The sequence below is a fragment of the Pedobacter sp. 01T416_2 genome (assembly GCF_056398925.1).
Genome location: NZ_JBFTQI010000569.1, coordinates 1 through 3931 on the forward strand (window position 1 = coordinate 1; position 3931 = coordinate 3931).

The following is a 3931-nucleotide window of genomic DNA, read 5'->3' on the forward strand; positions in this document are numbered from 1 at the left end:
GGATAAAACCTGCAAATTGAATCGAAAAAGTTTTAGAATCATTTGTTCCAGCCCTGACCGCCACTGTTGCCTGATATCAAAACATCCTTTATATACATGATCGATCACAATATGCACCCCGCTCTCCCCGGCAGATGGTACCTGGACCGGCAGCATAGAAAGATGCCCCGCATAAATACTTTGGCCGTTAATTTTGGCCGTCAAACCTTTTCCTACCACCTCTTTATAATCGCTGAGCGAATAAAACCGGTCAACATTTAAAGCCTTAATGATATGCCTGCTCAAGGGATGTATAGAATTGCGCAACAATGAGGCAACAATAATCTTTTCTTCATCGGTTATCATTCCGCTAAAGACGATCTCTGCATTTTCATTACTGGTCAACGTACCTGTTTTATCAAAAATCAGGGTATCGCATTTGGCAAGTTCCTCAACGGCATCGGTGTTTTTCACATAAAAACCCTTCTTATCAAAAACCGATAAAATTGCGGATAAGGTAAATGGTGTGCTCAAAGCCAGCACGCATGGACAGGCCACAATAATTACGGCAGTAAATGCCGACCAGGCCTTGTGGCTATCGTTTTGAAGTAACCAATACCCGGTAGCGGCAAATGCAATCAGAAAAACACCCAGGCTGAAGTACCTGGCTACGCTATCGTTAAAATTCTGTTTTTCGGAATTGTTTTTATAATTATCGTTGTTCCATAAACCGGTTAAATAACTCTGCGAAACAGGTTTAATTACTTCAAGCTCTATGGCCTCGCTGGTTTGTCTACCCCCGGCATAAATAATTTCGCCCAAAACCTTATGTACAGGATCAGACTCACCTGTAACAAAACTCATATCCATCCAGGCCTCACCTTTCATCAGAATGGCATCAGCCGGAACCAGCTCGCCACTTCTGATCCATAACCGGTCGCCGATCTTGATTTCGTTTATGGATACTGGTTTTTCTTTACCATTTTGCAGGGTAGTTACCGCAATCGGGAAGTAGGAACGGTAATCGCGATCAAATGAAATGTGATGGTAGGTACGCTGTTTAAGCCATTTGCCCATTAAAAGCAAAAACACCAAACCGGTTAAGGTATCGGCAAAACCCGGGCCTGTACCAAAAACAACTTCAAAAGCAGTGCGCAAGAAAAGCACCGCAATAATTAGTGCTAAAGGGGTATCGAGGTTAATATGTCTGTGTTTAAGGCTTGTTATAGCTGAGGTAAAATAATCGCGACCACAATAAAAAGCAGCAGGGATAGAGAACGTAAGGTTTAGCCAGCTAAAAAGGGATTGAAATTGTTTCTCGAAACCTGATAAACCAAAATATTCCGGAAAGCTAAAGAGCATAACATTGCCCATTAAAAATCCGGCAACGGCTATTTTTAACACCAAAGTTTTATCTACCGAACTGCTGTGTGCCTGTACAACATCCTGCAGACTGATCAAAGGCTCGTAACCAATCTGGTTTAAAGTTGCTACCAGTTGCCTTAGCGAAATTTCGTCGTGATTGAAACTTATAGTCATCTGTTTTTTAAGAAAATCGATCCTTGAGCTGAATATAGCAGGGTTGATTTTATAGAGGTGTTCCAGCAACCAGATGCACGAACTGCAGTGTATTGCAGGGATATAAAAGGTGATAATGCTCGAACTTTCGTGTTTATAATCGAGCAGCTGATCAATAATTTTTGGCTCATCAAGATATTCTAAATGGCTTTCATTTTTAAATTGCCTGCCCGGATTGTTATTGTACACATAATAATTACATAAATTATTCTCTGAAAGGATCTTGAAAACGGCCATACAGCCCGCGCAGCAAAAATCTTTATCTTCTGCCTGATATTTTACCCTGGGCAGATCTTCGCCACAATGATAACAAAGGGCCTGTGTTGCGGTTTTATTTTGATCTTCCATTTTAGACTGTTCTTAAATTGATGAACTGAACAATTGGGTTTTGGGCTGTTTGAGCCATAGTTTCTCGTCGAAAGCCATACACACATTCCGTAAAAAAGATCGCCCTTTGGTGGTAATTCTGATTTCTTTTTCGGTTACCCATACCAACTTATCGCGTAATAAAGGCAACAGCCTGCCATACACTTGTTCTGGAATGCCTTCGTTGTACACTGTATTTTCCTTGCACATGAGGTTAAGGATATGTCTTCTTACCTCAAGATCTTCACCTGTAAGGAAATGGCCTTTTTCTRCAGGTAGCGTACCTTGTTCAATTTTATTGAGATAATCTTCTACCGTTTTCGGGTTTTGTGCAAAAGCTGTCCAGCTATCGCTGATGGAAGACACGCCCAATCCGATAAGTAAACGGGTATGCTGATTGGTATAGCCCATAAAATTGCGGTGCAGCTTCTGTTCAGTCATCGCCTGGAACAATGAATCGCTGTTCAGTGCAAAATGGTCCATCCCTATATCTTTATATCCTGCGGCATCAAGCAATTGTCTGCCCAATTGGTAGAGCGCAAATTTTTCGTCGCCCAGGGGAAGATCCTTTTCGGTATAATGTCTTTGGCCGGGTTTTAACCAGGGCACATGGGCGTAACTGTAAAAAGCGATGCGGTCTGGCTTCATATCGATTACCGCTCCTATAGTATCCGCTAAGCCCGGAATTGTTTGACCCGGAAGACCGTAGATCAAATCAAAATTAACAGAGGTATAACCGATTTCCCTTGCTTCTGCGATAACTACAGCTACCTGTCGGGGCGTTTGAAAGCGGTTGATCAGGAACTGTACTTTAGGATCGAAATCCTGGATTCCCAGGCTTAATCTTTTAAAACCAAGACTGTACAGCATAGTTAAGTGTTCACTGGTGGTATTGGCTGGGTGTGCCTCAAAAGAAAATTCTGCATCAGCAGCCAAAGTTGAATTTTGCAGAATACCATTGATCAATAATCCCAGGTTTTCTGCACTAAAAAAAGTAGGGGTTCCGCCACCCAGGTGCAGTTCTTTTAGTTTAGGTTTCTCCCTCAAAACTTCCACATACATTTTCCATTCTGCCAGTACAGCATTTATATACGGTACCTCTACATCATGGTTTTTTGTTATCCGGGTATTACAACCGCAATAGGTGCATAGGCTCTCGCAAAATGGAAGGTGGATATATAGACTGATCCCTTCATCTTTATGGCTTTCATAGGTGTTGGCTACATTGGCTAACCAACCATTTGCAGTGAAATTTTCAATATCCCAGTAAGGAACGGTTGGGTAACTGGTGTACCTTGGTGTGGCAACATTGTATTTTTTAAGTAGTGTAGAAGTTTCCATTATTTAAGCACTTTTAGGGTAGAACATTCGTTTTGACAGCAGCACGCGCTACCTACACATTTACCCACAGCCCATTGATCGAGGTTTTTGATCACCTGCTCCATCCGTTGTTTAGCGTTGGCATCACCAGATGCCAAAGGAACATTTGCCACTTTGATCCCAGCAGAACCGGCAGCTTTTAAATCAAGATGGTCTGTTTCGGAAGATGAGGTTGCAATGTATTTTATGCCCAGGGCTTTTAGCCCCAGAATCATCGCCCCACTTAGCTCATCGTTGTTAAAAACCAAGAGGGCCTCCTTTCCGGTTGCAAATGAAAGCGTATCAATAGTTAAACTGTTCGCAATTATGGTAATGTCGTGTTTTTTATAATTGGCCAGTACCAACCATTCCTTTTCATCGGGTTTGATGTTGTAAGCTATAGCTTTCATATACAGAGTTTATATATACAAAACTATGGCCCTGAGCAGGTGCAGCAGGTGAGAATGATTAGAGAAAAAAATGATTTTAGTTACATTTCTTAGTTTGGCGTTTAGCGGCAATTAAGCGATTTAAACAACGAACAAATAAATCACCTCATGAGATTGCTTTACCGAAATCGCTACAGGCTGGCGCCCACTTGCGGTCCCACAATGAAGAATACGACTATGAACCATTGACTAATTACCAG

The 3931-nt window shown here is 41.9% G+C and carries 3 protein-coding genes; all 3 read right to left on the minus strand.

The window, feature by feature from the left end:
• Positions 1-1905: heavy metal translocating P-type ATPase (locus AC1DPQ_RS20420; RefSeq protein ID WP_477610704.1), on the minus strand; the 1905-nt coding region annotated here is incomplete at its 3' end.
• 12 nt (positions 1906-1917) lie between these two features.
• The gene (gene hemN / locus AC1DPQ_RS20425) at positions 1918-3264 is read right to left on the minus strand and encodes an oxygen-independent coproporphyrinogen III oxidase (protein WP_477610705.1); all 1347 of its coding nucleotides are present in this window, start codon (positions 3262-3264) and stop codon (positions 1918-1920) included.
• Positions 3264-3692: a lactate dehydrogenase gene (locus tag AC1DPQ_RS20430; RefSeq protein ID WP_477578562.1), complete on the minus strand. Its 429-nt coding sequence runs from the start codon at positions 3690-3692 to the stop codon at positions 3264-3266. The genes hemN and AC1DPQ_RS20430 overlap by 1 nt, the downstream gene beginning before the upstream one ends.
• Positions 3693-3931 lie beyond the last annotated feature (239 nt).